The organism is Fuscovulum blasticum DSM 2131, from assembly GCF_003034965.1.
Taxonomy (GTDB): domain Bacteria; phylum Pseudomonadota; class Alphaproteobacteria; order Rhodobacterales; family Rhodobacteraceae; genus Pseudogemmobacter; species Pseudogemmobacter blasticus.
The window spans coordinates 56,037-82,274 of the sequence record NZ_PZKE01000009.1 but is presented as its reverse complement, the minus strand read 5'-3'; the positions used below and the strand labels follow the sequence as shown (position 1 = coordinate 82,274).

26 protein-coding genes are annotated in these 26,238 nt (G+C 66.9%); 23 read left to right on the top strand and 3 right to left on the bottom strand.

The window, feature by feature from the left end:
• Nucleotides 1-39 precede the first annotated feature (39 nt).
• Nucleotides 40-1,137, bottom strand: coding sequence for a redox-regulated ATPase YchF (ychF, locus tag C5F44_RS10820; protein ID WP_107673630.1), 1,098 nt, complete (start codon nt 1,135-1,137; stop codon nt 40-42).
• 118 nt (nt 1,138-1,255) lie between these two features.
• Here ychF and C5F44_RS10815 point away from each other — a divergent pair, with 118 nt between their 5' ends.
• A complete protein-coding gene (locus C5F44_RS10815) occupies nt 1,256-1,666 on the top strand; it encodes a VOC family protein (RefSeq protein WP_107673547.1) in 411 nt (136 codons plus the stop codon).
• 66 nt (nt 1,667-1,732) lie between these two features.
• Nucleotides 1,733-2,524, top strand: coding sequence for a tryptophan synthase subunit alpha (gene trpA, locus C5F44_RS10810; protein ID WP_107673546.1), 792 nt, complete (start codon nt 1,733-1,735; stop codon nt 2,522-2,524).
• 344 nt (nt 2,525-2,868) lie between these two features.
• Here trpA and C5F44_RS10805 read toward each other — a convergent pair whose 3' ends face one another.
• Nucleotides 2,869-3,888 (bottom strand): P63C domain-containing protein, encoded by a 1,020-nt coding sequence (locus tag C5F44_RS10805; protein ID WP_107673545.1) that lies wholly within the window; start codon nt 3,886-3,888, stop codon nt 2,869-2,871.
• 267 nt (nt 3,889-4,155) lie between these two features.
• Between C5F44_RS10805 and C5F44_RS10800 the strand changes: the two genes are divergently transcribed.
• From C5F44_RS10800 to C5F44_RS10710, 20 genes are all read left to right on the top strand, one after another.
• On the top strand, nt 4,156-5,319 hold the full coding sequence (locus tag C5F44_RS10800; RefSeq protein ID WP_107673544.1) for an alpha-hydroxy acid oxidase: 1,164 nt from the start codon (nt 4,156-4,158) through the stop codon (nt 5,317-5,319).
• Nucleotides 5,320-5,488: 169 nt separating this feature from the next.
• Nucleotides 5,489-6,946 carry a mannose-1-phosphate guanylyltransferase/mannose-6-phosphate isomerase gene (locus tag C5F44_RS10795; protein WP_107673543.1) on the top strand — a complete coding sequence of 486 codons (1,458 nt, stop codon included), beginning with the start codon at nt 5,489-5,491 and terminating at the stop codon, nt 6,944-6,946.
• Nucleotides 6,946-8,322, top strand: coding sequence for a phosphohexomutase domain-containing protein (locus C5F44_RS10790; protein ID WP_107673542.1), 1,377 nt, complete (start codon nt 6,946-6,948; stop codon nt 8,320-8,322). The genes C5F44_RS10795 and C5F44_RS10790 overlap by 1 nt, the downstream gene beginning before the upstream one ends.
• 276 nt (nt 8,323-8,598) lie before the next feature.
• Nucleotides 8,599-8,724, top strand: coding sequence for a hypothetical protein (locus C5F44_RS18260; protein WP_268876922.1), 126 nt, complete (start codon nt 8,599-8,601; stop codon nt 8,722-8,724).
• A gap of 154 nt (nt 8,725-8,878) precedes the next feature.
• Nucleotides 8,879-9,808, top strand: a complete 930-nt coding sequence (locus C5F44_RS10785; protein WP_107673541.1) for a family 2A encapsulin nanocompartment shell protein — start codon at nt 8,879-8,881, stop codon at nt 9,806-9,808.
• Nucleotides 9,780-11,639: a family 2A encapsulin nanocompartment cargo protein cysteine desulfurase gene (locus C5F44_RS10780; RefSeq protein ID WP_107673540.1), complete on the top strand. Its 1,860-nt coding sequence runs from the start codon at nt 9,780-9,782 to the stop codon at nt 11,637-11,639. The genes C5F44_RS10785 and C5F44_RS10780 overlap by 29 nt, the downstream gene beginning before the upstream one ends.
• A 76-nt stretch (nt 11,640-11,715) precedes the next feature.
• Nucleotides 11,716-12,096, top strand: coding sequence for a hypothetical protein (locus C5F44_RS10775; RefSeq protein WP_107673539.1), 381 nt, complete (start codon nt 11,716-11,718; stop codon nt 12,094-12,096).
• 178 nt (nt 12,097-12,274) lie between these two features.
• Nucleotides 12,275-12,904: a CMD domain protein gene (locus C5F44_RS10770; RefSeq protein WP_107673538.1), complete on the top strand. Its 630-nt coding sequence runs from the start codon at nt 12,275-12,277 to the stop codon at nt 12,902-12,904.
• A gap of 12 nt (nt 12,905-12,916) precedes the next feature.
• Nucleotides 12,917-13,477 carry a carboxymuconolactone decarboxylase family protein gene (locus C5F44_RS10765; protein WP_107673537.1) on the top strand — a complete coding sequence of 187 codons (561 nt, stop codon included), beginning with the start codon at nt 12,917-12,919 and terminating at the stop codon, nt 13,475-13,477.
• A gap of 11 nt (nt 13,478-13,488) precedes the next feature.
• Nucleotides 13,489-14,796: an O-acetylhomoserine aminocarboxypropyltransferase/cysteine synthase family protein gene (locus C5F44_RS10760; protein ID WP_107673536.1), complete on the top strand. Its 1,308-nt coding sequence runs from the start codon at nt 13,489-13,491 to the stop codon at nt 14,794-14,796.
• Entirely contained in the window at nt 14,793-15,575 is a 783-nt protein-coding gene (locus C5F44_RS10755) for a glutathione S-transferase family protein (protein WP_107673535.1), read from the top strand. The genes C5F44_RS10760 and C5F44_RS10755 overlap by 4 nt, the downstream gene beginning before the upstream one ends.
• A gap of 89 nt (nt 15,576-15,664) precedes the next feature.
• A complete protein-coding gene (locus tag C5F44_RS10750) occupies nt 15,665-16,567 on the top strand; it encodes a serine O-acetyltransferase (protein WP_228156736.1) in 903 nt (300 codons plus the stop codon).
• 177 nt (nt 16,568-16,744) lie between these two features.
• On the top strand, nt 16,745-17,731 hold the full coding sequence (locus tag C5F44_RS10745) for a taurine ABC transporter substrate-binding protein (protein ID WP_107673629.1): 987 nt from the start codon (nt 16,745-16,747) through the stop codon (nt 17,729-17,731).
• Nucleotides 17,732-17,808: 77 nt separating this feature from the next.
• The gene (locus C5F44_RS10740; RefSeq protein ID WP_107673533.1) at nt 17,809-18,615 is read left to right on the top strand and encodes a taurine ABC transporter ATP-binding protein; all 807 of its coding nucleotides are present in this window, start codon (nt 17,809-17,811) and stop codon (nt 18,613-18,615) included.
• On the top strand, nt 18,612-19,838 hold the full coding sequence (locus C5F44_RS10735) for an ABC transporter permease subunit (protein WP_107673532.1): 1,227 nt from the start codon (nt 18,612-18,614) through the stop codon (nt 19,836-19,838). Before C5F44_RS10740 ends, C5F44_RS10735 begins: the two co-directional genes overlap by 4 nt.
• A gap of 280 nt (nt 19,839-20,118) precedes the next feature.
• Nucleotides 20,119-21,111: an aliphatic sulfonate ABC transporter substrate-binding protein gene (locus C5F44_RS10730; RefSeq protein ID WP_146161932.1), complete on the top strand. Its 993-nt coding sequence runs from the start codon at nt 20,119-20,121 to the stop codon at nt 21,109-21,111.
• Nucleotides 21,112-21,195: 84 nt separating this feature from the next.
• Nucleotides 21,196-22,260, top strand: coding sequence for an ABC transporter substrate-binding protein (locus tag C5F44_RS10725; protein ID WP_107673530.1), 1,065 nt, complete (start codon nt 21,196-21,198; stop codon nt 22,258-22,260).
• A 1-nt stretch (nt 22,261) separates the two neighbouring features.
• Entirely contained in the window at nt 22,262-23,125 is an 864-nt protein-coding gene (locus C5F44_RS10720) for an ABC transporter permease (RefSeq protein ID WP_107673529.1), read from the top strand.
• Entirely contained in the window at nt 23,125-23,865 is a 741-nt protein-coding gene (locus tag C5F44_RS10715; RefSeq protein ID WP_107673528.1) for an ABC transporter ATP-binding protein, read from the top strand. Before C5F44_RS10720 ends, C5F44_RS10715 begins: the two co-directional genes overlap by 1 nt.
• A 31-nt stretch (nt 23,866-23,896) precedes the next feature.
• Nucleotides 23,897-24,886, top strand: coding sequence for an amidohydrolase family protein (locus tag C5F44_RS10710; protein WP_181318249.1), 990 nt, complete (start codon nt 23,897-23,899; stop codon nt 24,884-24,886).
• Nucleotides 24,887-24,952: 66 nt separating this feature from the next.
• Here the strand turns inward: C5F44_RS10710 and C5F44_RS10705 are convergent, their stop codons facing one another.
• Nucleotides 24,953-25,315: a winged helix-turn-helix domain-containing protein gene (locus C5F44_RS10705; protein ID WP_107673628.1), complete on the bottom strand. Its 363-nt coding sequence runs from the start codon at nt 25,313-25,315 to the stop codon at nt 24,953-24,955.
• A 147-nt stretch (nt 25,316-25,462) separates the two neighbouring features.
• Between C5F44_RS10705 and modA the strand changes: the two genes are divergently transcribed.
• Complete coding sequence (modA, locus tag C5F44_RS10700) at nt 25,463-26,233, top strand: molybdate ABC transporter substrate-binding protein (RefSeq protein ID WP_107673526.1); 771 nt, start codon at nt 25,463-25,465, stop codon at nt 26,231-26,233.
• The last annotated feature ends 5 nt before the right edge of the window (nt 26,234-26,238 follow it).

Here is a 26,238-nt window from a genome sequence, read left to right as displayed (position 1 = left end):
GGGCTGGTCCGCTGCGGTGATGTCGGGCTGCGGTCGGCTTCAGCCGCTGAACAGGAAGTGCAGGACGTCGCCGTCCTTCACCTCATAGGTCTTGCCTTCCACGCGGAACTTGCCGGCTTCCTTGGCGCCGGCCTCGCCCTTGCCGGCAACATAGTCGTCATAGGCCACCGTTTCGGCGCGGATGAAGCCCTTTTCGAAATCGCCATGGATGACGCCAGCCGCCTGCGGCGCCAGCGTGCCCTTGGCGATGGTCCAGGCCCGCGCTTCCTTGGGGCCGACGGTGAAATAGGTCTGCAGGCCCAAGAGTTCGTGGCCGGCCCGGATCAGCCGGTCAAGGCCGGCTTCGTGCAGGCCCATCTCTTCCAGGAACACCGCCGCCTCTTCTTCGGGAAGCTGCGCCAGTTCCTCTTCGATCCGGGCCGAGATCACAACGGTGCCGGCGCCCTGCTTCGCCGCCATCTCGGCCACGCGGGCCGACTGGCTGTTGCCGGTGGCGGCCGAGGCTTCCTCGACGTTGCAGACATAAAGCACCGGCTTCGCGGTCAGCAGTTGCAGCAGCCGCCAGGCCCGCGCATCGTCTTCCGCCACCTTGATGGTGCGCGCCGGCTGTCCCTGGCTCAGCGCCGCTTCGGCCTGGGCCAGCAGCCGGTCCTGATCCAGACTGTCCTTGTCGCCGCCCTTGATCTTGCGGGCTAGGTTCGCGCGGCGCCGCTCGATCGAATCAAGGTCGGCCAGCATCAGCTCGGTCTCGATGGTCTCGGCATCGGCCACCGGGTCGATGCGGCCTTCGACATGGGTGATGTCGCCGTCTTCGAAACAGCGCAGCACATGGGCGATGGCGTCACATTCGCGGATATTGGCCAGGAACTGGTTGCCCAGACCTTCGCCCTTGGACGCGCCGCGCACCAGGCCGGCGATATCGACAAAGGTCATCCGGGTGGGGATGATCTGCTTCGATCCGGCAATCTTCGCCAGAACCTCCAGCCGCGGGTCGGGAACCGCCACCTCGCCCACATTGGGTTCGATGGTGCAGAACGGGAAATTCGCCGCCTGCGCCGCCGCCGTGCGGGTCAGCGCGTTGAAGAGGGTGGACTTGCCCACGTTCGGCAGCCCCACGATGCCCATCTTGAAACCCATCTTGCCCTCCATTGGCGACGGGCCGCTTCTACGGGCGGGCGGGCGAAGGATCAAGTTCTCCGACTCAGCCCCTCAGGGCTAGGCTGGTGGCGTAACGTGTTTACAGGAGTATCCCGCCATGCCCTTCGACCCCTACCTGCATTTTCAGGGCAACTGCCGTGCGGCGATGACGGCCTATCAGGCCGTGTTCGGCGGCGAGTTGCAACTGATGGGCTATGGCGATGCGCCCGACGCGACGGCCGAAATGAAGGCTTCGGACGGCATCATGCATGGGATGCTGTTGACGGACGGGCGGATGCTGCTGGCCTCTGATTTCCCGCCGGGATTCAAGGGCGATCCGCAGCAGGCGGTTTCGGTCAGCCATATCGCCGGCTCGGTGCCCGACGCAAAGCGGGTGTTCGCGGCCCTTGCCGAAGGGGGCGAGGTGATCATGGAGTTTGCCCCGACCTTCTGGTCCGACGGCTTCGGGATGCTGAAGGACAGGTTCGGAACACACTGGATGATCTCGGCCCCCTGGCGGCAGGGCTGAGGGCCATTGATCTTTCCCGTGCGCCCGTGCGAAACCCCAAGGCGCACAGGTGCTACGGGGACGGCCATGACCAGGATCGACGATACCTTCGCGCGACTGAAATCGCAGGGGAAGAAGGCCTTCGTCGCCTATATCATGGGCGGCGACCCGGATGAGGCAACCTCGCTTGCCGTGATGAAGGGCCTGCCCGGCGCGGGCGTCGACATCATCGAACTGGGGATGCCCTTTACCGACCCGATGGCCGATGGCCCCACCATCCAGGCCGCGGGCCAGCGGGCGCTGGAAGGCGGCATGACGATGGACCGCGTGCTGGCCATGGTCCGCGCCTTCCGCGACGGCGACAAGACCACCCCGATCGTGCTGATGGGCTATTACAACCCGATCTATTCCCGCGGCGTGGACCGCTTCCTGAAAGACGCGACCGAGGCCGGGATCGACGGGCTGATCGTGGTGGACCTGCCGCCCGAGGAAGATGACGAACTGTGCCTGCCGGCGCAGAAGGCGGGGCTGAACTTCATCCGGCTGGCCACGCCCACCACCGACGACAAGCGCCTGCCCAAGGTGCTGCAGAACACCAGCGGCTTCGTCTATTACGTCTCGATCACCGGCATCACCGGCGCGGCGGCCGCACAGGCGGCCGATGTGGCGCCGGAAGTGGCCCGGATCAAACGCTCTACCGACCTGCCGGTCATCGTGGGCTTCGGCATCAACACCCCGGACTCCGCCCGCTCGATTGCCGGCATCGCCGATGGCTGCGTGGTGGGCTCTGCCATCGTCAAGGACATCGGCGAAGGCAAACCCGTGGCCGAAGTGCTGACCAAGGTGGCCGCCCTGGCCGCAGGCGCGCATTCGGCCTGAGGCGAGGGAGCGGAGGGCGGTGTAAGTTGGCCCAGAGCGGACGCTCGCATCAGATGCTGGGCGCAGCCGCATTAGGTCGTTCTAGCCTGACCGATCTCAATGACCTACTAGCACAAAGCTGCCTGATTTCGGTCTGCCGCGCGGTTGAGGGCGAGTCTTCTCGTTGAGGTTCACGAGGATCGGACGCAAGCTGAGCGAAATCTTGCAGGCGCTGGGCGGGCCAGATCTGGTCAAGGTCTATCGGTGGCGAATTGGCGGGATGCTTAAGGAAACTGAGGCGAGGCCGAGCCGAGATGACCGCCAACTATCAAGCTTGGAGATCAACTCGGCATCGCCGCTGAGTTTCAGTCGCCGTCCTCAAGGTCAAGCTCGATCTGGGAGTGAGGCTTTGGGAACGCGATGTTCAGGTGCTTCATGAAGGCTGCCCAGTTCTTGGAGATTTTCATGATGGGCAAGATCTGCAGAATGTGGTCACGGAGATCAGTCTGTCCGACCTCCTCCGAAAGAAACTGGTGGTGCTTCCACTTCCGGCGCTTGCTTGCCTCGTCAGTGGGGTTGAGCTCGCGCAATCTCGCCAAAACACCCTCAGGCAAACGCTCGTAAACGATATCATTGGTGATTTGACCGAGAAGTGGTGTTTTGGCTCGCCCAACTGGTAGCTCCCAGCCACGCAACCGATAGATCTGATGATAGAATTCGTTCGGAAAACGCTTTGCCCACGAAAGCCTCTCCTCGGATAGGTAAAGAGCAAGCAACTTGCTCAGTTCATCTTTCTCGCGCTCATACTGGAATCCGGTTGCCTCATCGACCAAGGCGACAATAGCAATGTCGGCAAGCGCTCGTATCAGAACCTCAGCCTTCTGCGCACGGTCAAGCTGCTGTTTCTGAAGCGCTCCGGCCTCGCGGGCAGCCAACCAAACGTCGCAGACCTTTGTGAGCACGGACGCATCGTAACCGACAACGTGCCGCCGCCCATCCTTGTAAAGGATCGGCTTAAGTGCTCCCGTTATGAGTTCCTCTTTGATGAAGGGTCGGATATTCGCAGGTGCCACAAAAACAGGTAAAGCAGAACCCGTAGCTTCCTCTGCCTTTTTGATCCTCTTTGAGCCACCGCTTCGAGAGCCAAGGGCCAATGTAACTCCGGTCTCCGACAGAACGCGCCTTCCATCCTCAAGAACTGCGCAAGGGATCTCAGAATCCCCGATCCTGAGCGTGCCACGATGGGTTGCCTTCGGAGGAGAGCCCTCGTCTTTCGCCTTAGCCCAACGAGCCTTTGCGCTCGCACTGGCAATCGCTTGACGTTCTTCCGGCGACAGCTTTTCCGCGCGAACCTTGCCACCCTTACTTTGTGGGGTCTCAATCATAGAACACTCCATGCTTGCAATTATGTTGCAAAATATGCTTGCTAAAATGGGCCGTTGCAAGCATATTTTTCAGTGTGGCAAATTATGCTTGCTCGAGCGTGCCGTTTTGTGATGCCCATCTGAATCTGCTCAGGTTAAGCCGGTAGTCTGAGCGCGCACGTTCGCATTGACCGTCCGCTCCCCGCCCATCCCCCACCCCCCGCTCCCCATAGACGCGCCGTTGCACCGTTGGTAACAGGCGGAAGACAGCCCGCGAAGGAGCCGTGCATGCCTGTGATCACCTGCATCGAAGACCTCAAGCGCCTGCACCGGAAGCGGACGCCGCGGATGTTCTGGGATTACTGCGAAAGCGGCAGCTATACCGAGCAGACCTTCCGCGACAACAGCGCGGATTTCTCGCTGATCCGGCTGCGGCAGCGGGTGGCGCGTGATCTGTCGGACCGGGTTCTGTCGGGCAGGATGCTGGGCCAGACAGTTACGATGCCGGTGGCGCTGGCGCCGGTGGGCAGCACCGGGATGCAGCATCCTGACGGCGAAATCCTGGCCGCGCGGGCAGCGGCAAGGTTCGGCGTGCCCTTCACCCTGTCCACCATGTCGATCTGTTCGATTGAGGATGTGGCGGCGGCGAGCCCCGATCCGTTCTGGTTCCAGCTTTACGTCATGCGGGACGAGGATTTCGTGGACCGCATCATCGAACGCGCCCGGGCGGCGAAATGCAGCGCGCTGGTGCTGACGCTGGACCTGCAGATCATCGGGCAGCGGCACAAGGATCTGAAGAACGGGCTGACCAGCCCGCCGCGCCTGACCTTGCCGAACATCCTGAACATGGCCACCAAGCCGCGCTGGTCGCTGGGGATGCTGAAAACCCCGCGCCGGCAGTTCCGCAACATCGTGGGCCATGTGAAGGGCGTGACCAACCTGGCCGACCTGTCGGCCTGGACGAACGAGCAGTTCGACCTCAGGCTTGACTGGTCGAAGGTGACCCGCATCCGCGATCAGTGGGGCGGCAAGCTGGTGCTGAAGGGCATCCTTGACGCCGAGGATGCGCAGATGGCGGTGGACGCAGGGGCCGATGCCATCGTGGTGTCGAACCACGGCGGGCGGCAACTGGACGGCGCGCTGTCGTCGATCCGGATGCTGCCGTCCATCGTGCGGGCGATCGGTGGCAAGACCGAGATCTGGCTCGACAGCGGCATCCGCTCGGGGCAGGACGTGCTGAAGGCGCTGGCTCTGGGGGCGACCGGCACGATGATCGGCCGCGCCTTCATTCACGGCCTGGGCGCCATGGGCGAGGCCGGCGTGACCAAGGCGCTGGAGGTGATCCGCAAGGAGCTGGATGTCACCATGGCCCTGTGCGGCGAACGCGACGTGGCGCATCTTGGCCCGCAGAACCTGCTGGTCCCGGCAGATTTCGAAGGCAAGTGGGCCTGAGGCAAAGGGCCGCCGCATCACCGCGCCGGGATGGATCTGCAAGGCGCTGCCTGTGGTGCTGCCGGTGAGGGGCGTGGCCCCCCGCAACCGACGCAGGCTTTCGCCATGATCGCGGGGCAGGGGGCTTGCGGCCTTGATTTGATGCGGAAATCGCGCTTGTGTGAAAAGCATGACCGAACCTGACCAAGTCTGTCCCATCATCCTTTGCGGCGGCTCGGGAACCCGGCTCTGGCCGTTGTCGCGCAAGTCGTATCCCAAGCAGTTCGCGCAGATTCTGGGGGACAGATCGCTGTTCCAGCAGGCCGCGCTGCGGTTCGGGCAAGGCGGGTTTGCGGCGCCGACGATCGTCACGGGGTCCGACTTCCGTTTCATCGTCACCGAACAACTGGCCGAGGTGGGCATCCGCCCCGGCACGATTCTGATCGAACCCGAACCGCGCAACACGGCGCCGGCCATTCTGGCGGCCGTTCTGGCACTGGTGTCGCGGAACCCGGATGCGCCCGATCCGATCGTGCTGATCGCCCCGTCGGACCATTCCATCCCTGACAGCGCGGCCTTCGGCGATGCCGTGGCGCGGGGGCGGGCGGCGGCGGCACAGGGCAAGATCGTGACGTTCGGCATCACCCCCGACCGGCCCGAGACAGGCTATGGCTATCTGGAACTTGCGGCCCGTCCGGGGGCAGACGGGGCCCCCGTCGATCTGCTGCGCTTTGTCGAAAAGCCCGAGGCAGACCGCGCAAGGGCCATGCTGGCTTCGGGCAACTTCCTCTGGAATGCCGGAATCTTCCTGGCTCGGGCCTCTGATCTGGTGGCCGCCTTCCGCCAAGATGCGCCCGATGTCCTGGCCCCGGTCGAGCGGTCGCTGGCCGCCGCCCGCGCCGACCTTGGCTTCCTGCGGCTTGACCCTGCGGCCTTTGCACAGGCGCCCTCGATCTCGGTTGATTATGCCGTGATGGAAAAGGCGCCCAATCTGGCCGTGGTGCCCTTCTCGGCCGGCTGGTCCGACCTGGGCGATTGGGATGCCGTCTGGCGCGAACAGCCGACAGATGCCGACGGGGTGGCGCTGTCCGGCCCGGCCGCGGCGATCGACTGCCATGACACGCTGTTGCGCGCGGAATCCGAGGGCCAGGTGCTGATCGGGATCGGGCTGGACAACATGATTGCCGTGGCCATGCCGGATGCCGTGCTGGTGGCGCCGAAGGACCGGGCGCAGGATGTGAAGAAGGCGGTCGATCTGCTGAAGGCGCGTGGCCAGCGCCAGGCCGAAACCCTGCCGCGCGACTATCGTCCCTGGGGCTGGTATGAAACGCTGGTCCTTGGCCCGCGCTTCCAGGTCAAGCGGATCGTCGTCAATCCGGGCGCGGCGCTCAGCCTGCAAAGCCACCATCACAGGTCGGAACACTGGATCGTGGTCGAAGGCACGGCGCGGGTCACGGTGGACGACAAGGTGCAGCTTCTGGGCGAGAACCAGTCGGTCTACATTCCGCTTGGGGCCGTTCACCGGATGGAAAACCCCGGCAAGGTGCCGATGGTGCTGATCGAGGTGCAGACCGGCAGCTATCTGGGGGAAGATGACATCGTGCGCTACGACGACATCTACGCCCGGGGTCAGGGGGCGAAGGGCTGATGGCGACGCTGACCTGTTTCAAGGCCTATGACGTGCGCGGGCGGCTGGGCGACAATCTGGATGTCGGGATTGCCCGCCGGATTGGCCGCGGCTTTGCGCGGGCGTTGACGGCGCGGCGTGTGGTGCTGGGCCGCGACATCCGCGCCTCAAGCGAGGAGCTGGCCGCCGCCGTTTCCGGGGCGCTGATCGACGAGGGCGTCGAAGTGCTGGACCTTGGCCTGTGCGGGACCGAGGAGATGTATCACGCCGTCACCTTCTTCGGTGCCGACGGCGGGATCGAGGTCACCGCCTCGCATAACCCGATGGATTACAACGGGATGAAGATGGTGCGAGCAGGGTCGGCGCCGCTGGACAGCGCCACCGGGCTTGCCGCGATCCGGGCCTTGGCCGAGGCCGATGATTTTGGCCCCGCGCGGGCCGGTGGCCGGCGGGTCGATGTCGCCGCAACGGCGCGGGCCGCCTATGTTGAAACCGTGCTGAAATTTGTCGATGTGGCGGCGCTGCGGCCGTTGAAGATCGTGGTCAATGCCGGCAATGGCGCGGCCGGCCCGACCTTCGATGCCATCGCGGCGGCCCTGTCCGCACGGGGCGCACCGCTCCAGATCCTGCGGATGCACCATGAGCCGGACGGCAGCTTTCCGAACGGCATTCCCAACCCGCTGCTGCCCGAGAACCAGCCTGTCACCGCCGAAGCCGTTCGCGCGGCCGGGGCGGACCTTGGGGTTGCCTGGGACGGGGATTTCGACCGCTGTTTCTTCTTCGATGCCGAGGGCCGGTTCATCGACGGCGAATACATCGTCGGCCTGCTGGCCGCGGCCTTCCTGGCCCGCGAACCGGGTGCGCGCATCATCCACGATCCGCGGGTGATCTGGAACACGCGCGACGTGGTGGCCCAGGCCGGCGGCACCGCGATCCAGTCGCGCACCGGACATGCCTTCCTGAAGGCCGCGCTGCGCGACCATGATGCCGTCTATGGCGGCGAGATGTCGGCGCATCACTACTTCCGCGATTTCGTCTGCTGCGACAGCGGCATGATCCCCTGGCTTCTGGTGATCGAGCTGATGGGCCGGTCGGGCCAGTCGCTGGCGTCGCTGGTCGCGGCCCGCCGCGCGGCGTTCCCGTCCTCGGGTGAGATCAACTTTGTCGTCGCAGACCCGGCAGCCATCCGGGCGCGGGTGGATGCCGCCTATGCCGCCGGGGCCCGCGGGCGCGACGAAACCGACGGGCTCTCGCTGGACATGGGGGTGTGGCGGTTCAACCTGCGCTCCTCGAACACCGAACCCCTGTTGCGCCTGAACGTCGAGACGCGCGCAGACCGCGCGCTGCTGGACCGCAAGGTCGATGAACTCTGCGCCCTGATCCGCGCCGAACCCTGACCCCGCGCGGAAGCAGCAACCGGGCTGGCGCCTGTCGTGCCTTGCTGCATCGCGGGCCGGCTGCGGCCGATCGTCCCGACAGCATTTTTAGGATGAAACCGCAGGCGGCGGTCGCTTCAGGAGAACGGTCTTCTTGAAAGACCTGTGTCTTTGGAAAGATAAATCACGACCAGTCGAATAGTCTTTTCTTGACGGCCCGGCATTCCGCTTCATCCCGCCCGGGGCCAAGGCAAGAAAGGACATCACATGTACTGGAACGGTTACGACCCCCAATTTGTGGCCCTGCTTGCAGGCGAGCCGGACGAGATCGAACCGCAGGCCTCGCGCGGGGCGCAGGTCGTGGCTCTGGCGCTTGGCCTTGGCTACGTCGCCGTCGCGCTGCTGCTGGCCGCGCTGTCGTGACGTTTGCGCCCGGCCAGGCGGGCCAGCGATGCGGCGGCAGCCGCGGGCGGGCAGGGCGGCCATGCCCGCGCCTTGCGCCTGCCCGCCCCGCCCCGGCCCGGCGTCGCCACCACCGTTCTTACCCCTGTGACCCCCAAAGGAGCCCAAGACAGACATGGCTGAATTTCTTCCGCAGGCTGCGCTGAGCGACAACGCCGCGCGCCAGCTTGCCAATGCGACCAAGACCGCCCCCATCCTGCCGACGATCAGCCCGCGCTGGCTGGTGCATCTGCTGCAATGGGTGCCGGTTGAAGCGGGCATCTACCGGCTGAACACGGTGAAGAACCCCGAGAACGTCGAGGTGGCCTGCGCGGGCCGCGATGAATCGGACCTGCCGACCACGTTCGTGAACTATGACGAGAAACCGCGCGAGTATTTCCTGAATGCTGTCTCGACGGTGCTGGATGTGCATACGCGGGTTTCGGACCTGTATTCCAGCCCCTTCGACCAAGTGAAGGAACAGCTTCGGCTGGCAATCGAGACGATCAAGGAAACCCAGGAAGGCCAGTTGATCAACAACCCGGACTACGGGCTTCTGGCCAATGTCGCGCAGGGGCAGGTGCTCAAGACCCGCACCGGCGCCCCCACGCCCGACGATCTGGATCTGTTGATCGCCAAGGTCTGGAAGGAACCGGCCTTCTTTCTGGCGCACCCCGATGCCATTGCCGCTTTCGGGCGCGAATGTACCCGCCGCGGCGTGCCGCCGCCGACCGTCAGCCTGTTCGGCTCGCAGTTCCTGACATGGCGCGGGCTGCCGCTGGTGCCGTCGGACAAGATTCCCGTGGTGGGCGGCAAGACCAAGATCCTGCTGCTGCGCGTGGGCGACAAGCGTCAGGGCGTGATCGGGCTGTATCAGCCCGGTCTTGCGGGGGAACAGTCGCCGGGTCTGTCGGTGCGCTTCATGGGCATCAACCGGGCGGCCATCGCCTCATACCTGATCAGCCTTTACTGCAGCCTCGTGGTGCAATCCCCCGATGCGCTGGCCGTGCTTGAAGATGTTGAGATCGGAAAATTCCATGACTATCCCGACACCTACCGGACATGATCCGGGGGCGGCCGGGCTGCCGGATGTGGCCACGCTGACGCAGCTTGCGGCACAGGTCTTTGCCGCGCTGCCCGGCGGCGGGGGCAACGTGCTGCCTTCAAACCCGGTGCCCGAAGATCCGCTGCCCGGCGGGCTGAACCCTGGCCCCTTTGCCAAGGGGCCGGCGCTGCCGGGGGCGCTGGTGCCGGGGGGAAATCTGGCGCCAACCTCGCCGCAATCGGCGGTGGCCGGGGTCGCTTCGGCCCCGGCGCTGGTTCCCAAGGCGGTGGCGGTGAACGGGTTGCCCGATCTGGCCGCCATCGCGCCGCCCGCCATCAATGGCCGCTTCGGGGGCCATTCGCTGGGCGTTCCGGCCCCGGCTGCCGCCCCGGTTTCGACCCCGGCCCCGGCCGCGCACCCTCCTGTCCCAGCCTATTACTTCCTGGCCGGCACACCCGCGGCCCCGGCTTCGACGGTGCCGCCCGGACCAGACCTTGTTTCGGCGCAAGGCTTCGGCCTGCCGGGGCAGGGCGATCTGGCGCATCTTCTGGCGGAGCCGCCACGGCCTGCCGCGCCGGGCGCGGATTACTATTTCGCCCCCGCAACCCCCAGGGCGGCCCCTGCCTCGGCCCCGTTTCACGGGCTGGATGTCAACGCCGTCCGCCGCGATTTCCCGATCCTGCAGGAACGGGTGAACGGGCGGCCGCTTGTCTGGTTTGACAATGCCGCGACCACCCAGAAACCGAAGGCCGTGATCGACCGGCTGACCCGGTTCTACGAACACGAAAACTCGAACATCCACCGCGCGGCGCATGAACTGGCCGCCCGCGCGACCGATGCCTATGAAGGCGCGCGCGACAAGGTGCGGCTCTTCCTGGGAGCCGCCTCAAGCGAAGAGATCGTCTTTGTCCGCGGCGCGACCGAGGGGATCAACCTGATCGCCAACACCTGGGGCGAGGCCAATATCGGCGCGGGCGACGAAATCATCGTCTCGCATCTTGAGCATCACGCCAACATCGTGCCCTGGCAGATGCTGGCCGCACGCAAGGGGGCGAAGATCCGCGTCATCCCGGTTGACGATACCGGCCAGGTGATCCTTGAGGAGTACACCCGCCTGCTGACCCCGCGCACAAAGCTGGTCTCGGTCACGCAGGTGTCGAACGCGCTTGGCACCGTGGTTCCGGTGCATCAGATCGTGGCGCTGGCCAAGGCCGCCGGGGTAACCACGGTGGTGGACGGGGCGCAGTCGGTCAGCCACCTGCGCGTCAACGTGCAGGCCATCGGCACCGATTTCTTCGTGTTCTCGGGGCACAAGGTCTTTGGCCCCACGGGAATTGGCGTGGTCTATGGCCGCAAGGCCGTGCTGGACGCCATCCCGCCCTGGCAGGGCGGGGGCAACATGATTGCCGACGTGACCTTCGAGAAAACCCTCTACCAGGCGCCGCCTAACAAGTTCGAGGCGGGCACCGGCAATATCGCCGATGCCGTCGGGCTGGGGGCGGCGCTGGATTATGTGCAGAAGCTGGGGCTTGAGGCGATTGCCGCCTATGAGCATGACCTTCTGGCCTATGCCACGCAGCATCTGGCCCCGATCAAGGGGGTGCGGATCATCGGCACCGCCGCGGAAAAGGCCAGCGTCCTGTCCTTCGTGCTGGACGGGCACACGACCGAGCAGGTGGGCCGTGCCCTGAATGATGAAGGGATCGCCGTCCGGTCCGGGCATCACTGCGCCCAGCCGATCCTGCGGCGCTTCGGGCTTGAGGCCACGGTGCGCCCCTCGCTGGCCTTCTACAACACCTGTGAAGAGGTGGACCGCTTCATCGCCGTGGTGCGGCGATTGGCAAAGGCATGACAGGCAAGAAGAAGGCAGGCCGGCCGCACGGGGGCCGGCCTGCCGTTCCGTGTCGCGGATCAGGGGCAGGGCAGCAATGATGGAAGCCAGCGTCAGCACACGCCGACCTGCCCAAGGCCTTGCGCTGTGGCTGCTGACCCGGCCCTGCCGTGCCCGGTTTCTGGCCCGGCGCCCCGCGCTGGCCGCCGCTTTGGCGCCGGCCTTTCAGGTGGGCTGGTCGGTGCGTTTCGCCGGGCCGAAGGCCGATATCCTGTGGGGGCGGGACGGGGCGATGCAGCGCGCCCGCCGCCTGCTGATCCTGCCGCCGCCCTGGCTGCTGAGCGAAGATCAACTGCTTGCCGTTGCCCTGCAACGGCTGGCCCGGGCCGGGTTCGCGGCTTCGGTGCCTGACGTGCTGTTGCCCGCCCTGCGCGCGGCGGAGCTGCAACTGCAACCCAGGCTTGGCCGTCTGGACTGAGGCGATTCGCCGGGTGGGAACCGCCGGCGGCGACTTCCATCTCTGGCATCGCCCGGTCGGACATGATCCTTCCCCAAACAGCCCGCAAAAAACACGCTCTGTTTTATCGTCTTTTATGCCGCTCCATGCAACCTTGAGGGGACAACACCACCGCAACCGGCATGAAGGCATACCCAAGATGACCCACCATGACCTGACCCTGATCGAACGTCTGGCCGGTGTGGCCCCGGGCAGCCCGGTCGGCCGTGCCTTCCGCGCCCGGCCCGAGGCGCGGGCGCAGTCGGAACGCTGCTATCAACTGCTGCTGTTCCCCGAGGTGGCCGGCCCTGTCTCGCTGCTGGAGCGCCGCGCGGTCGCGGCCTTCGTGGCCGCCCTGCAGGACGAACCCGAGACACGGGCGCATTTCCTGGCCCTGCTGCGCCAGACCGATCCGGCCCTGGCGCCGCTGGCCCGCCTGATTGCGCATGAGGCCGATGGCAGCGCCCATCCCGGCCCCTATGGCGCCTTTCCCGAAGGCCCGCTGTCGGCCGAAAGCCTGGACGGGCCGGTCTATGTTGTCGATGACGCGACCCGGCTTGAGCTTGGCGAGCGGCTGTCAGCGGCGCTGGAACATGCCCACCTTCTGGCGCTGCATCCGCGCGATGCCGGCCCCGAGGCGCTGGAGGCGCTGCTCAGCGCCGGATGGACCCGGGATGGCATTGTCGTGCTGACGCAGGTGATCGGGCTGGTCAGCTTCCAGGTTCGGGTGGTGGCCGGGCTGCGCAGCTATCTTGCCGCCCGGCAGGCCAGCCTGCTGGCCGCCGAATAGGGGCCGCGGCCGATGGCTGACACCGTGCTGCATCGCCCTGCCAACCGGCGCCCGACCGCCTTTGATCGCGCGCCGGTCGGCTGGTTGCCCTGGCTTGAACCGGGCGGCGGCGCGGGCATCGCGGCCTCGGACCGGCTGTTTTCCCGCGCGGGCAACGCACATGCGGCAGCAACCGCCCTGACGCAGGCGGTGCAGGACGGTGGCCGCGCCGGGCTTGCCCCGGGGGAACGCGCGCTGGCGGCTGCGGCGGTGGCCCGGCGGCTGGGCTGCTTTGCACAGACGGCCGAACAGGCACAGGCCGCCGTGCAAGGGCTGAAACGCCCGCGAGAGGTGCGGGTGCTGCTGGAAGAGGGGCTTCCCTCGCCGCTGACCGGGCGGCTGGGGGCCATTGTCAGCGCCGCCGGGGCGCTAAGCGCGGTGCCCCCCGGCCTGACCCGCCGCGAGATCTGGCGGCTTGAGGAAGAGCGGCTCGACGACCTTGAGATCGTCGATCTGATCCTGGCGGCCGCGCTGATGAACTGGACGGTCCGGCTGACGCTGGGACTGGGCGAACCGACAACAACCGAACTTTGAAGGAAACAGCCATGACCCTGAACCCCGAGACCCTTGCCCTTCACGCCGGCTATCGGGCCGACCCCGCCACCGGGTCGGTCGTGGTGCCGATCTACCAGACCACCAGCTACCAGTTCCGCGACACGGACCATGCCGCCGCGCTGTTCTCGCTGGCCGAGCTGGGCAATATCTATACCCGCATCGGCAACCCCACGACCGATGTGCTGGAACAGCGCATCGCCGCGCTGGAAGGCGGGGTTGCCGCGCTGGCGGTGGCCTCGGGTCAGGCGGCCTCGGCCTTCGCGATCCAGAACCTGGCGCGGGCGGGCGACAACATCGTGTCCTCGACCGACCTGTACGGCGGCACCTGGAACCTGTTTGCCAATACGCTGAAGGATCAGGGCATCGAGGTGCGCTTCGTCGATCCGCGCGATCCACATGCCTTTGTCCGCGCCAGCGATGACCGCACCCGCGCCTGGTATGCCGAAACCCTGCCCAACCCCAAGCTCGAGGTGTTCCCGATCCGCGAGGTGGCCGATCTGGGCCGTCCGCTGGGGATTCCGCTGATCGTGGACAATACCGCCGCCCCGCTGCTTGCGCGGCCCTTCGATCATGGCGCGGCGATCGTGGTCTATTCCTCGACCAAGTATCTGGGCGGGCATGGCACCAGCATCGGCGGGCTGATCGTCGATGGCGGCACCTTCGACTGGGCGGCGCATCCGCAACGCCAGCCGGCGCTGAACACGCCGGATGCCAGCTATCACGGCGCGGTCTGGGTCGAGGCGACGAAACCGCTGGGGCCGGTGGCTTATATCATCAAGGCCCGCACCACGCTGCTGCGCGATCTGGGCGCGGCGCTGTCGCCGTTCAACGCCTGGCAGACGTTGCAAGGCCTTGAAACGCTGCCGCTGCGGATCGAACGGCACAGCAGCAATGCCGCCCGCGTGGCCGAATGGCTGGCCGGACGGCCCGAGGTTTCGCGCGTGATCTACCCCGGACTGCAAACAGGGATTGCCCGCAACCGCGCCGATGCGGTGCTGCGCGGCGGCTATGGCGGATTGGTGGGCTTTGAACTGGCTTCCGGGCAACAGGCGGGCCGCCGCTTCATCGACGCGCTCAAGCTGTTCTACCACGTTGCCAATATCGGCGATGCGCGCAGTCTGGCCATTCATCCGGCCTCGACCACCCACAGCCAGTTGACCGCCGAGGATCAGGCGAAAACCGGGGTGACGGCGGGCTATGTGCGGCTGTCGGTCGGGATCGAGCATATCGACGACATCCTTGCCGATCTGGATCAGGCGCTGGCGGCGGCCGGGGCGCAGCGCGTGGCCGCAGAATGACCGCGCCATCGCTCAGCCTGGCCGCCCCGGAGGGCCACCCGCTGGCACAGGCGGTGGCAATCTCGCTGGCGGTGCGCGGCACCTCGCTGGAGCGGGTGCCGCTGCGCCAGCCGGTCGATCTGGCAGATGACACAGCGCTGCGGCTGACCTGCCGCCGCGCGGCGCAGCCGCAGGTCGTGCTGCGCGATCCGCTGGCGATGCTGGATCTGACCGAGGATCTGCACCCCGACCAGCCGCTGCACCCCCGCGACCCGGTCCGCCGGGCCGAACATCGCGAAGGTCTGGCGCTGGTCAGGACGGTGTTTCCCGTGCTGGATCAGGTTTGCAACGCCAAGGCCCCGCGCGAACTGGATCTGGCGATCCACCTGCTGCGCAGCCGCCTGACCCGGATCGAGACGCTTCTGGCATCGGCGCAGGCAACCTCTGGCTCCGGGTTCAGCCTGCTGGACACCCTGCTGGCGCCGCTTCTGTGGCGGCTCAAGGCGCTGGACGAGGTGTTCGACAGTTTCCTGCTGATCGGCTTCGGCCGCCTTGAGGCCCGGGCGGGCTGGTTGCTGGCCCGGCCCGAGGTGCGCGGGGAACTTCCCGCCGCCCGCCGGCTGGATCTGCCGCGTCAGGCCTGGGAACGCGGGGCGCTGGTGGCGCGGCGGGACGAACAGCCCGACTGGTCGGCCGCCCTTGGCCCCGAGGCGGCCGAGCCCGTGCCGGAGAACAACCTTCTCTGGCGAACCCTGAATACGAAAGTCCGTTCCATTGGCGATGGCGGCGCTTTGCGATAGCGCTGCGTCAACGGTTGGAGCGGTGGGAAGGCGTGAGGACGCGCATGGACGGGACGCCACAAGACAGGCCCCTGACCGGGCCCCAAACCGTGCCACTGACCGGAATAGAGTCGGTCGCGGAACGGTTGCGGCTGATCCGCATCGTGTCGCAGCAGCGCCGCTATCACGGCCGGCCAACCCCGCTTCTGCCCTCGAAGCCCGAGATCATTTCTGTGCTGACGGATGTGGTCGGGCTGCTCTATCCCCGCCACTTCGGCCCCCCCGGCCTGACCCCGGACGAAACCGATGCCCATGTCCTGCGGATGCTGGGGTCGGTGCGCCAACGCCTGCGCCAGCAGGTCGAACGGGAATGGCATCTGTCCGAATCCCACCCCGGCCAGGCCGGCAGCTCCCATGCCGCGGTGGTGGCGGCAGGCTTCGTTGACAGCCTGGTCCGCATCCGCGACCTGCACGATACCGACATTGCTGCCGCCTATGCCGGCGACCCGTCCGCGAAAAGCCTGGACGAGATCGTGTTCTGCTTTCCCGGCGTGTCGGCCATCCTGCACCACCGCATCGCGCATGAGCTGTATCGGCTGGGCGCGCCCATGACCGCGCGGATCATGGCGGAATATTCCCACAGCGTGACCGGCATCGACATCCACCCCGGTGCCCGCATCGGGCCGGCCTTCTTTGCCGACCATGGCACCGGCGTGGTGATCGGGGAAACCTCGGTGATCGGGCGCAATGTGCGCATCTATCAACAGGTGACACTGGGCGCCAAACGCTTCGAGGCCGATGAGAGCGGCGCACTGGTCAAGGGCCAGCCGCGCCATCCGGTGATCGAGGATGATGTGGTGATCTATGCCGGCGCGGCCATCCTGGGCCGCATCACCATCGGTCGCGGCTCGGTCATCGGCGGCGGCGTCTGGCTGACCGAAGGCGTTCCGCCCGGCACCGCCGTCACCCAGGCCAAGCCGCAACTGTCGGTGGTGGCGCTGCGGCAGGCCTGATCTGCGGCAGACCGGGGAATTTCCTTCCCTTTTCTCTGCTTCTTCCACCCTTGCCCTGCTGCCGGGCGCCCCGGCTTTGGAATGGCCCCCGCCCGGCCGGCATCGCAGACTGCAGATCAACGACAAAATGAGTCGTCTAAACCGGGCGCTGCCCGCACCTGTCCGATGGAGACTGAAATGCCCCGTATCACCGGCCTGGCCGCTGCCTTTGCCGCGCTGCTGGCTTCCCCCGTGCTGGCCCAGCCGAAAGAGATTACCGTTGCCTACTTCCTGGAATGGCCCCTTCCGTTCGAGGCGGCCAAGGTGGATGGCACCTTTGAAAAGGAACTGGGCCTCAAGGTGAACTGGCGCGCCTTCGACACCGGCGTTGCCATGTCGGCCGCCGCCGCCGCGGGCGACGTGCAGTTCCTGATCAGCCAGGGCGTGCCGCCCTTCATCACCGCCACCTCGGCGGGACAGGATCTGAAGGCGGTGGATGTGGCCGTCAGCTATTCGGAAAACGACAACTGCGTCGTGCGCAAGGATCTGGAGATCACCAAGGACAACGTGCAGGAACTGGAGGGCAAGAAGGTCGGCGTGCCGCTGGGCACCGCGGCGCATTACGGTTTCCTCAAGCAGCTTGAGCATTTCAAGATCGACGTGTCCAAGCTGCAGGTCGTTGACCTGACCCCGCCCGATGCCGCCGCCGCCATCGCACAGGGCAACATCGACGTGTTCTGCGGCTGGGGCGGTTCGCTGGCGCGGGCCAAGGAATATGGCAATGTGCTGCTGAGCGCCGAAGAGAAAGAGGCCGCCGGCATCCGCGTCTTCGACGTGATCTCGACGCCGGGCGGATTTGCCGCCGAGAACCCTGATCTGGTGGCCAAGTTCCTGAAGGTGGTGAACGACCAGAACGCCGCCTATGCCGCCGACCCCGAAAAGTTCGTTCCGATCCTGGCCAAGGATTCGGGGCTGGATGAAGCGGTGACCAAGGACCAGTTGGCCGGCTTCACGTTGCCCACGCTGGAAGAAAAGCTGTCGGACAAATGGCTGGGCGGCGGCGTGCAGGCTTATCTGAAGGGCGTGGCCGATTTCTTCGTCGCCTCGGGCAACATTCCGTCGGCGCTGGACAGCTATGACGGCGTCGTCGATGCCTCTTACCTTGAGGCCGCGTCGAAGCTGTAAGGCGTTTCCACCGGCGAAACAGGCGGCGCGGGCCCTCCTCCCTGCGCCGCCTGACCTGTTTTGAAGGATTCCCCCGTATGACGACCCTGACCCTTGATGCGGTGTCGATGCAGTTCGGCACCGCAGGGCAGGCGCCCACGCAGGCCCTGTCTGATATTTCCCTGACCATCCCCACGGGGCAGCTTGTGTCGATCCTCGGGCCTTCGGGCTGTGGCAAGACCACGCTTCTGAACATTCTGGCCGGCTTCCTGCGCCCCACCTCGGGCAAGGTCTTGCTGGGCGACCGCCCGATTGCCGGGCCGGGGCCGGACCGGGGCATGGTGTTCCAGCAAGGCGCCCTGTTCGAATGGATGAGCGTGCGGCGCAACGTGGATTTCGGCCCAAGGATGCGCGGCGTGGCACGGGCCGAGCGGGACCGGCAGACCGACCGGCTGCTGGTGCAGACCGGGTTGCAGGGCTTTGCCGAAAAGCCGGTCTATGCGCTGTCGGGCGGTATGCAGCAGCGGGTGGCGCTGGCCCGGTGCCTGGCGGGCGATCCGCAGGTGGTGCTGATGGATGAACCGCTGGGCGCGCTGGATGCGCTGACGCGGGAAAAGATGCAGGGCCTTGTGCTGAAGCTGTGGAAGGAAACCGGCAAGACGGTGATCCTGATCACCCATTCCGTCGAAGAGGCGCTGCTCTTGGGCGAACGGCTGATCGTCATGGCGCCGCGTCCGGGCCGCATCTTCCGCGAATATCACCTGCCCTTTGCCGAAGCCGGGGTCGATGCCGATCTGCGCGCCGTGAAGTCGCGCCCCAATTTTCATGCCCGCCGGGATGAGATCCTGTCGCTGATCTGGGGCATGGAGGAAGAGATCATGGGCCGGTCCGAGGTGGCGGCATGACCGTCCTTCTGGCCTATGTGGCGCTGTTCGTGGTGGCCTGGGCGCTGACCCGGCTGCTTTGGCGCAAGACACCCCGCGCCGCCTTTGGCGACACCAGCGCGATCCGGCCCAGCCGGGTGGCCTCGGTCCTGTCGGTGGGGGTGCTGTTCCTGATCTGGGGCGCCTTCACCGGGTCGCGGCTGGTGCCGCTGCATGTGCCGGGGCCGTTCCTGGGCGACACCGCCTTCACCTACACGGTCGAGGATGGCAAGGGCGGCACCGGGCAGGGCACCGTGACCGTGCGTGTCCACCGCCCGGGCGAAAAGCCCCAGGCGCCGGCTGCCACGGGTGGCAGCGGCATTGCGGTGGACGATGCCGAAATCACCCCGGCCTGGCGCAGCGCCTTGGTCCGCCCCGCCGCCAATGACGGGGAAGGGGCGCGCATCACCGCCATCGACGGCCAGCCCGTGACCGCAGACCAGGCGGTGCGCGTGGCGCATGGCCGCGCCGTCCTCACCTCGAAGGGGTCGGTCAGCTTCACCCCTGATGCCGGCTGGCAGATGGAGCCGATCTGGCTGCCCCCGCCCGAAGCCGTGGCCGCGCGCTTTGTCGAGATTGCGCGGAACGGCTACCAGAACAATTCGCTGTGGGAACATGTCGGCTTCTCGCTGTGGCGGGTGCTGGCGGGGCTGGTGCTGGGCACGCTGGTCGGCGTGCCGCTGGGCTATGCAATGGGCCTGTCGGGCTGGTTCCGCGGCTGGTTCGACCCGATCGTCGAATTCATGCGGCCTGTGCCGCCGCTTGCGCTGATTCCGCTGATCATCATCTGGTTCGGCATCTGGGAAAGCGGCAAGATCGTGCTGCTGTTCCTGGCTGCGCTGTGGATCATGGTGATCGCCGCCCGCACCGGCGTGACCGGCATCCGCCTGTCCAAGGTCCATGCCGCCTACAGTCTTGGCGCCTCGCCGCGACAGGTTCTGTGGCATGTCATCGTGCCGAACTCGCTGCCCGACATCTTTACCGGCCTGCGCGTTGCGCTGGGCGTCTGCTGGGGCACCGTGGTGGCGGCCGAACTGGTGGCGGCGGAAAAGGGGGCCGGGATGATGATCCTGGTGGCCTCGAAGTTCCAGCTTACCGACATCGTGGTGATGGGCATCCTGCTGATCGGGATCATCGGCTACGGCATCGACATCCTGATGCGGTTCGCCGAACGGCGGCTGGTTCCCTGGCGCGGCAAGGCCTGACCCACCGGCAGGCGGCGCGAATCATCCGCGCGCCTGCCGCCCCCGGCAACAATCACAGGGCGAGGAACGGTCTTGTCGCGGACAGGCCGTTCCGGGGAAGCGCCGCTTCGCCGGAAGGGGGGCTGGCAGGGCGGGTTTTCCAAAATTACTCGACTTATCTGGTAGATATTTACGTCATGTCTGCGCGGTGCAACCCTTGGGGCCTGTTCCGCGCGGCCACCGAAGGCCGGGCAACATTTCAGGGCCGGGTGGCCCGAAAATCAACCAGCAGGTGCGCAGCATGACCACGATCACACGACGCAATTTCACCCTGGCCACGCTGGCCGGCATCGGGGCCCTGACGGCACCGGCGCTTGTCAGACAGGCGCGGGCGGCCGCAAGCGCCGTTCGGCTGGGCTTTTCCTACGCCACGCCGTCTACGCTGGTGATCAAGGAAAAGGGCTGGCTTGAGGAAGAGTTCGGCGCCAAGGGCATTGCCGTGGAATGGACCCTGTCGCGCGGGTCGAACCAGACGCTGGAATTCCTGCGCAGCGGTGCCATCGACTTTGGCGCCTCTGCCGGATCGGCGGCCCTGCTGGGCCATGCCAATGGCGCGCCGAACCAGGTGATCTCGTGGCTGTCGCGCGGGGAAAGCACCACGCTTCTGGCGCTGCCCGACTCGGGCATCAAGACACTGCAGGATCTGCGCGGCAAGAAGGTGGCCGCCACCCGCGCCACCGAACCCTATCTTTTCCTGCTGCGCGCACTGGCGAAGGAAGGCATCCCCGCCACCGAGGTCGAGGTGGTGCCCCTGCAACACCCCGAAGGACGGCTGGCGCTGGAAAGCGGGCAGGTCGATGCCTGGGCGGCGCTGGACCCCGATTTCGCCATCACCGAGATCACCCGCGGCTCGGTGCCGATCTACCGCGACCTGTCGCTGATCACCGGCGGCGTGCTGAACGTCCACAAGGACTTTGCCACCGAAAACCCCGATCTGGTGACGGCCGTCCTGAAGGCCAATGTCCGCGCGGTCGATTACATCAAGGCCAACCCGGCCGAGGCGCTGGCGCTTTACGCGGCGGCGGGCAAGCTGGAACAGCCGGTGGCCGAACGGTCGTTCAACCGCAACGTGCTGGATCAGTTCGCTATCACCGATGCCGACGTGGCCAACCTGATCGCCGCGGGCGAGGCGCTGCGCGACACCGGGTCGATCCCGGCCGGAACCGACCTTGCAGCCGCCACGAACAGCCTGCTGGCGGGCAGCTACATCACGCAGGTTCTGGCGGCGGGCTGATCCGCCGCCCCATGTGCCCCCGGGCCTTCAGGTCCGGGGCGCGCGCGCCCCCCTCGCAGTCTTGCCCGAACAGGATAGCCCCCGATGACCAACACCTTCTGGTATACCCGCTGCCCGGTGCCCACCGCCTTCAGCCTGGCCGTGCTGAATGGCTGGATCGCGCAGGATCTGCAAACCGAAGGCATCGCCTTCCGGTCGCTGGCCACCACACCCGACCGCAGCGCCCGGCAATCACATTTCCAGCAGACCCAGCCGAACTTCTTCCGGCAGGGCGGCAATACACCCCCGCTGTTTTCCCGCGCCGCCGGGCGGGATGTGCGGCTGATCGGGCTGTCTTTCAACGAAAGCCTGCGCGTCATCCTTGTCCGCCCTGACAGCGACATTCGCAGTGTGGCTGACCTTCGCGGCAAGCGGATCTCGATCCCGCGGCGGCTGGCGGACCCGGTGGATTTCTGGCGCACCACCGTCTTGCGCGGCTTCTCTGATGTGCTGGCCGCCAACGGCCTGCGCTTGCAGGACACCGTTCCAACCGAGGTCCGCATCGCCCGCGCCTATGTGGACAGCGCGCAGGATGCCCGGCGCGCGGAAGACAGCCTCTGGCGCGCTGATTTCATGCTGGGCCATCAGCGCGAAGAGGCCGAGGCGCTGATCCGCGGCGAGGTGGACGCGATCTTTTCGCAAGGCGCCATCGCCGCCATCACGCAAGGCTTCACCGGAGCGCGGGCGATCTTCGACAGTCAGGACACCGCCCGCTGGGTGAACAACGACGCGCCTCTGACACTGACGGTCACCGGCGATCTGCTGGACCGCCGCCCCGATCTGGTGGACCGTGTGGTCGCCCAGACCCTGCGCGCCGCCACCTGGGCAAGGGCGCAAGAGCGGCAGGCCAAACGGCTGATCGCCATCGAATCCGGCCTGCCCGAAGATCTGGTTGACCGGGCCTTCTCGCCCCGCGTGCATGAACAGCTTGGCCTTTCGCTGGACGACACGCTGATCGCGCGGCTGGAAAGCCAGAACCGGCTGCTGGTGGACCACGGCTTCATCGACCGGCCGGTCGATTTCACCCGGTTCATCGACTTCGGGCCGCTGGTCCGCGCGCAGGCGCTGCTGGCGGAAACGCCGGTGCCGGCCATTGCGGCGGCGGAATGACATGACTGACGCCAGCCTGCCCGACCGCCCCGCCGTTGCCCGTCGACCCCCGCCCGATGCCCATGCCCGGACAGGCAAGCCCTGGCCGGCCTGGGCCGCGCGTCTGCGCCGGCTGGCGCTTGCGCTGGTCTTTCCCGCCGCGATCCTGCTGGTCTGGTATCTGGTCAGCATTTCCGGCCGGGTTCCCGCCTATCTGCTGCCCCATCCCGCTGAGGTGGTGGTCTGGCTGGTGGATCTGCTGCGCAGCGGCGAACTGCGCCACCAGCTTGCGCCCTCGCTGGGCCGGGTGATGGCGGGCTTTGCCATCGGGGCCGGCACCGCCACCGTGCTGGGGGTTCTGGCCGGCTATGTGCTGACCTTCCGCACCCTGATTGACCCCACCATCCATGCGCTGCGCACCATTCCGGGGCTGGCGTGGATTCCGATGTTCATCCTGTGGTTCGGCATCGGTGAGGCGTCGAAAGTGGCGCTGATCGCGCTGGTCACCTTCTTTCCGGTCTATCTGAACACCATGGCCGGCGTTGCCGGCGTGGACCGCAAGCTGATCGAGGTGGGCCGGGTGAACCGGCTGACCGGGCTGCGGCTCATGGGGCGCATCCTGCTGCCGGCCAGCCTGCCGTCATATTTCGTGGGGCTGCGGCAATCCATGGGCGTGGCCTGGATCGTGGTCGTCGCGGCGGAACTGATGGGCGCCTCGCGCGGGATCGGCTTTCTGTTGCTGGACGGGCAGATGACCGGCCGTCCGGCGCTGGTCATGGCCTGCATGTTGATCTTCGCCGCCTGCGGCAAGGTCACCGACATGATCCTTGCCGCCATCGCCGCCTGGGCGCTGCGCTGGCAGGACACGCTGGAAAGGGCAAGCTGATGCTTGAGGTGCAGTCACTGGTCAAGACCTACGGCGCCTTCCGCGCGCTTGGTCCCGTGACCTTTTCGCTGGGGCGAGAGGACCGGGTGCTGGGCGTCGTCGGCCCCTCGGGCTGCGGCAAGTCCACTCTGCTGCGGGTTCTGGCCGGGCTTGATCCGCTGACCGGCGGCACGGTGCGGCTGGACGGCACACCGATCACCGGCGCGCGGCCGGATGTGGCCGTGGTGTTCCAGGAACCCCGCCTGCTGCCCTGGGCCACCGTGCGCGCCAATATCGAGCTTGGCATCTGGGATCAGCCCGCCAGCGACCGCGCCGCCGCGGTTCAGGCGGCGCTGGCGCAGGTGCAGTTGCCCGCCTTCGGCAATGCCCTGCCGCGCCAGTTGTCGGGCGGCATGGCGCAGCGGGTGGGCATCGCCCGCGCGCTGGTGCGCCGGCCCCGGCTTCTGCTGATGGACGAACCCTTCGCCGCGCTGGACCCGCTGACCCGGCTGCGGATGCAGGATCACCTGCTGGAGATGGTTGGGCAGGAGGTGCCGAATGTCGTCATCATCACCCATGACATCGACGAGGCGCTGGCCCTGTCTGACCGGATTCTGGTTCTGGCGGGCCCGCCCGGGGAGATCCGGGCCGATCTGAAGATCGACCTGCCGCAGCCGCGCGCCCGCACCTCGGCCGCCTTTCAGGCCGAAAAGGCCCGCATCCTTGATCTGCTGTTCGGCCCCGGTGCCCATGCCGCCTGAACGGCCGGCCCCTCAGAAGGAACCCGTCTCCATGCCTGCGCCCCTGTCGATCATCGACTTTCACAGCCACTACATCCCGCCGGGGTTCGATCTGGGCCATCTGGTCACGGGCAGCGCCGCGAACCGGGCGCATTGGCAATCGGTCATCGGCAAGATCACCGACCCCCGTGCGCTGGTGGAAGACATCGACAGCGGCGATCTGGCCGGGCGGGTGGTGAACGTGCCGCTGGCCCTGATCGCCCCGCATCCGGCCGGGTTTCCCGCCGACCTGCCGGCCCGGCTGAACGATGCCCTGGCCGCGCTGGTGGCCGAACGGCCGGGGCAGCTTTTCGGGCTGGCCGCCGTTGACACCTTCGGTGGCGAGGCATCGGCGCGCGAACTGACCCGCGCCGTGCAGGAACTGGGCCTGCACGGGGTATTCCTTGACAGCGGGCGCGGCGACCGCCTGATCAACGCGCCCGAAGCCCGCCCTGTGCTGGAAGCCGCCGCCGGGTTGGGCGTTCCGGTCTTCCTGCACCCGGTCAATCCGCCCGGTCTGACCGAACAGCTTGCCCCCTTCGGCCGGCTGGGCACGCTGCTGGCCCGCGGCACGGTTAACAGTGCGGCGCTGGCCAGCCTGATCGCCGAAGGGGTCTTCGACCGCCTTCCCGGGTTGCAGGTGGTTGTCACCAATCTGGCGATTGCCGGCATCCTGCTGGGCGCGGCTTATGACCAGCCCGAAGACGGGCGCAGCCCGGCGGCCAAGGTGCTGCGCCGTCAGGTCTTTGCCGACACCATGGGGTTTGACCCGGTGGTGATTGCCGCACTGGCGGCGGCGCTGGGGCCGGACCGCGTGCTTGCGGGCAGCGACTGGCCCATCGTCAGCCAGGGCCCGATCCGCCCCCGCCTGCAGGCCGCACTGAACGGCGCCGGTCTGTCCCCCGACGCGCAGTCCGCCATCGCCTCGGGCACGCTGCGAAAGGTGTTGGGGCTGGGGGCGGCAGACTCCGGCAACGATGCAAGGCGTGTCAGATCGGCGTGAAAGGCCGCGCTCCTGTGTCCTTGGCCCATGGTGGCTGAGCCGCATCCCGTGTGCTGCCGGTTTGCGTCAGTGGTCCCGTGGGCGCATCAGGGCGGCAAGGGCCTGCATGTCGGGGGTGGCGGCCGTGGCGGCTGCGGCCTCGATGGCGCGGAAATGGGCCAGCACCTGATGGCCGGTCTCTGACAGACGCGCGCCGCCGCCGCCGCTGCCGCCACGGCTGCTTTCGACCAGCGGGGTGGCGAAGGCGGCGTTCATCTCTTCGACCAGCATCCAGGCGCGCTTGTAGCTCATCTCCATCCGGCGGCCGGCGGCCGAGATCGAGCCGGTGTCGCGGATGCCTTCCAGCATGGCGGCCTTGCCCGGACCAAACCGGAAATCGCCGAAGAACAGGCGAAGGAACAGGCGCGCATCATCGGGCAGGTCGGTCATGCTGCCAGTTTTGCGGGCAACGGCGGCGGGGATCAAGCGGGATCAGGCGGGGAATGTCCCGGGGTTGTGTTTTGCCGGAAATATCGCTTGCGCGGGGCCGGTCCGTGGATTGTTATGTTTCTCCAGACATAACGCCAAGGAGCCCCCATGTCCTTCCCCCGCCGTCCCCTGTTTGCCTCGCTCATTGCGGCCAGCCTGGTGCTGCCGCAGGTTGCTGCCGCCGAAGAGGTGGTGGTGTTCGCCGCCGCCTCGCTGAAGAACGCACTGGATGCGGTGGCCGCCGATTTCCAGACCGCCACCGGCAATACGGTGACCATCAGCTATGCCGGGTCGAACGCGCTGGCCAAGCAGATCCTTGAAGGCGCCCCGGCCGACATCTTCATTTCGGCCGCCGTCAACTGGATGGATGAGGTCGAGAAGGCCGGTCTGGTGGTGCCCGGCACCCGCGAAGACCTGCTGGGCAATACGCTGGTGCTGATCGCCCATGGCAAGGACGCGGCCCCGGTCGAGATCAAGCCCGGCTTCGATCTGAAGGCCTTGCTGGGCGATGGCAAGCTGGCCATGGCCATGGTCGATTCGGTGCCCGCCGGGCAATATGGCAAGGCTTCGCTGGAAAGCCTGGGGATCTGGCCGGCGGTCGAACCTCTGGTCGCGCAGGCCGAAAACGTGCGGGCGACGCTGGCGCTGGTTTCGGCGGGCGAGGCGCCCTATGGCATCGTCTATGCCTCGGACGCGGTGGCCGATGACAATGTGACGGTGGTCGGCACCTTCCCGGACAACAGCCACAAGACCATTCTTTACCCCGCGGCGCTGCTGACTGGCGCGGCCGATGCCGCCGACAAGGCGTTTTTCGAGGCGCTGTCCACCGAAGCGGCGGACAGGCATTTCGCCGATCAGGGCTTCAAGGTTCTGAACTGACCGGC

Excerpts from the sequence above, each read along its gene's own strand:
- ychF (WP_107673630.1), bottom strand. The coding sequence starts at position 1,137 with ATGGGTTTCAAGATGGGCATCGTGGGGCTGCCGAACGTGGGCAAGTCC.
- C5F44_RS10815 (WP_107673547.1), top strand. The coding sequence starts at position 1,256 with ATGCCCTTCGACCCCTACCTGCATTTTCAGGGCAACTGCCGTGCGGCG.
- trpA (WP_107673546.1), top strand. The coding sequence starts at position 1,733 with ATGACCAGGATCGACGATACCTTCGCGCGACTGAAATCGCAGGGGAAG.
- C5F44_RS10805 (WP_107673545.1), bottom strand. The coding sequence starts at position 3,888 with ATGATTGAGACCCCACAAAGTAAGGGTGGCAAGGTTCGCGCGGAAAAG.
- C5F44_RS10800 (WP_107673544.1), top strand. The coding sequence starts at position 4,156 with ATGCCTGTGATCACCTGCATCGAAGACCTCAAGCGCCTGCACCGGAAG.
- C5F44_RS10795 (WP_107673543.1), top strand. The coding sequence starts at position 5,489 with ATGACCGAACCTGACCAAGTCTGTCCCATCATCCTTTGCGGCGGCTCG.
- C5F44_RS10790 (WP_107673542.1), top strand. The coding sequence starts at position 6,946 with ATGGCGACGCTGACCTGTTTCAAGGCCTATGACGTGCGCGGGCGGCTG.
- C5F44_RS10785 (WP_107673541.1), top strand. The coding sequence starts at position 8,879 with ATGGCTGAATTTCTTCCGCAGGCTGCGCTGAGCGACAACGCCGCGCGC.
- C5F44_RS10780 (WP_107673540.1), top strand. The coding sequence starts at position 9,780 with ATGACTATCCCGACACCTACCGGACATGATCCGGGGGCGGCCGGGCTG.
- C5F44_RS10775 (WP_107673539.1), top strand. The coding sequence starts at position 11,716 with ATGATGGAAGCCAGCGTCAGCACACGCCGACCTGCCCAAGGCCTTGCG.
- C5F44_RS10770 (WP_107673538.1), top strand. The coding sequence starts at position 12,275 with ATGACCCACCATGACCTGACCCTGATCGAACGTCTGGCCGGTGTGGCC.
- C5F44_RS10765 (WP_107673537.1), top strand. The coding sequence starts at position 12,917 with ATGGCTGACACCGTGCTGCATCGCCCTGCCAACCGGCGCCCGACCGCC.
- C5F44_RS10760 (WP_107673536.1), top strand. The coding sequence starts at position 13,489 with ATGACCCTGAACCCCGAGACCCTTGCCCTTCACGCCGGCTATCGGGCC.
- C5F44_RS10755 (WP_107673535.1), top strand. The coding sequence starts at position 14,793 with ATGACCGCGCCATCGCTCAGCCTGGCCGCCCCGGAGGGCCACCCGCTG.
- C5F44_RS10745 (WP_107673629.1), top strand. The coding sequence starts at position 16,745 with ATGCCCCGTATCACCGGCCTGGCCGCTGCCTTTGCCGCGCTGCTGGCT.
- C5F44_RS10740 (WP_107673533.1), top strand. The coding sequence starts at position 17,809 with ATGACGACCCTGACCCTTGATGCGGTGTCGATGCAGTTCGGCACCGCA.
- C5F44_RS10735 (WP_107673532.1), top strand. The coding sequence starts at position 18,612 with ATGACCGTCCTTCTGGCCTATGTGGCGCTGTTCGTGGTGGCCTGGGCG.
- C5F44_RS10730 (WP_146161932.1), top strand. The coding sequence starts at position 20,119 with ATGACCACGATCACACGACGCAATTTCACCCTGGCCACGCTGGCCGGC.
- C5F44_RS10725 (WP_107673530.1), top strand. The coding sequence starts at position 21,196 with ATGACCAACACCTTCTGGTATACCCGCTGCCCGGTGCCCACCGCCTTC.
- C5F44_RS10720 (WP_107673529.1), top strand. The coding sequence starts at position 22,262 with ATGACTGACGCCAGCCTGCCCGACCGCCCCGCCGTTGCCCGTCGACCC.
- C5F44_RS10715 (WP_107673528.1), top strand. The coding sequence starts at position 23,125 with ATGCTTGAGGTGCAGTCACTGGTCAAGACCTACGGCGCCTTCCGCGCG.
- C5F44_RS10710 (WP_181318249.1), top strand. The coding sequence starts at position 23,897 with ATGCCTGCGCCCCTGTCGATCATCGACTTTCACAGCCACTACATCCCG.
- C5F44_RS10705 (WP_107673628.1), bottom strand. The coding sequence starts at position 25,315 with ATGACCGACCTGCCCGATGATGCGCGCCTGTTCCTTCGCCTGTTCTTC.
- modA (WP_107673526.1), top strand. The coding sequence starts at position 25,463 with ATGTCCTTCCCCCGCCGTCCCCTGTTTGCCTCGCTCATTGCGGCCAGC.